This is a genomic window from Streptomyces hydrogenans (assembly GCF_014656075.1).
In the GTDB taxonomy this organism is placed as follows: Bacteria; Actinomycetota; Actinomycetes; order Streptomycetales; family Streptomycetaceae; genus Streptomyces; species Streptomyces hydrogenans.
The window spans coordinates 1-1842 of sequence record NZ_BNBS01000217.1; the positions used below are offsets into that span (position 1 = coordinate 1).

Genomic DNA, 1842 nt, shown 5'->3' on the forward strand with positions numbered 1-1842 from the left:
GGCCGGACGGGGAGGAGGGCCTGCGGGGCCGGGGTCGGGGTCGGGGCCGGGGTCGGGGCTGGGGCCGGGGTCGGGGTCGGGGCTGGGGCCGGACGGGGCGGTGGGCCCGTCGGCCCCGCTCGGGGCGGCGGGCTCCGCCCCGTCCGGCGTCCGGCTCACCGGGGCGCGGTCCGGACCGTGCGGCCGAAGGCCAGGTCGAGGATCCGCCGCCAGTCGATGGCGGGCGGGGGCGCCACCACGCCCGGCCGGTCGCGCGGGACCAGGACCCGCAGCGCGCCGGGGCGCAGGGTGCACACGACGGGGATGGGCATCCGCAGCGCCTCGCCGTCGACCGCCACCGGGATCTCGACCGCCCCGGAGGTCCCCGGCTCCTCGGCGGACCCGTCCGCCCCGGCGTTCTCCGCCACCTCTGGGGGTCCGTCTGTCCCTGCGTCCTCCGCAGCCTCCGGGGGTCCGTCCGTCCCTGCGTCCTCCGCAGCCTCCGGGGATCCGTCCGCCTCGGCCGGGCCGCTGACGGTGACCTCGACGCGGTGGGCGCTCAGGACGGTCAGGCCGGTGGACTGGGAGCCCCGGACGGCCAGGTCGGCCGCTTGGGCGGCGTCCTCGACCCGGATGCCGAGCACGCCCAGCTCCCCGTCGTCGAGGCGGGGGCGGCGGCCGGTGCCGCTGATCTCGTCGGGCGAGAAGTACGGGTTGTTGCTGACCAGCAGGGCCTGCTGGTCGGCGAGGGAAGCGCCGTCGACCAGGGAGTCGAGCCGCCGCACGCCCTCGCCGACCAGGAGGTCCGGCATGAGGCTGAGGGCCGTGCCCGCCTTGTCGTCGCGGTACTCGGGCCGCTGCACCACGTCGGCGTACACCCCGAAGGAGACGGTGTTGACGAAGGCCCGGCCCGAGACGTCGCCGAGGTCGATCCGGAGTTCCTCGCCGTCGGTCAGCGCGTCGAGGCAGCGGGAGGGGTCGTCCCGGTCGAGCCCGAGGTCCATGGCGAGGTGGTTGCGGGTCCCCGCGGAGATCACCAGGAACGGCAGGTCGTGGTCGGCCGCCACCGCGGCGACCAGGGCCTGGGTGCCGTCGCCGCCCGCGACGCCGAGCAGGTCGGCCCCGTCGGCCACGGCCCGGCGGGCCAGCTCGGCGACGTCGGCGGGCGCGCCGGGGTCGAGCAGGATCACCCGCGCCCCGAGCTCCTCGGCCCGCTCGACCAGCCCGAAGCGCCCGACCTTCCCGCCCCCGGACTTGGGGTTCATGATCAGGACCGGTCGGGCCGGGCGGGCGGCGGCGGTCGCCACCTGCGGGCGCTCCGGCCGGGACCTGCGCAGGGCCGCCCGGGCGCAGGTCAGGGCGACGCCCCAGCACAGGACGAGGATCAGGGCCGTCAGCCACAGTCCCTGGTACGCGAAGAGCACCACGACCCCGGCCGGGGCCAGGAAGACGAGGAGCGCCCCGATCACGCGCAGGAGGCCGCGGTGCGCGACGAACCACCAGACGCCGGCGGCGCAGAGGACCACTCCCAGGAGCCCGGCCCCGAGGACCATGAGCCCGCCCTCGCCGAGGGCGAGCACGAGCACGAGGAGCGAGCCGAGCACGGCCAGCAGCGCAAGGCGCGCGAGGAACCGCGCCTCCCCCGGGGCGTCGGAACCCGTCTCCCGCGTCGCACCCATGTGTGCCTCACCCGACCTTCTCGCCCACGAGCACAGCCCGAGGCACCAGCCTGCACGCGCGCGTGCGGCGCGGCATCCCGGCAGGGCCACGGGGATGAGGCGGACGGCCCGGCCCTCGCGCCCGGGCCCGCGGCCGCCCGGGGGGTCGGCGGCGGACGCGGGGGTCGGCGGCGGACGCGGGGTT

At 78.1% G+C, this 1842-nt stretch carries 1 protein-coding gene; it reads right to left on the reverse strand.

Features of this window, described 5'->3' with window-relative positions:
• Positions 1 to 155: 155 nt before the first annotated feature.
• The gene (locus IE321_RS40070) at positions 156 to 1658 is read right to left on the reverse strand and encodes a diacylglycerol/lipid kinase family protein (protein WP_190226568.1); all 1503 of its coding nucleotides are present in this window, start codon (positions 1656 to 1658) and stop codon (positions 156 to 158) included.
• Between the last annotated feature and the right edge of the window lie 184 nt (positions 1659 to 1842).

What these genes read in the sequence shown, in the direction of transcription:
- IE321_RS40070 (WP_190226568.1), bottom strand. Translation starts at nt 1,658, where the DNA reads ATGGGTGCGACGCGGGAGACGGGTTCCGACGCCCCGGGGGAGGCGCGG.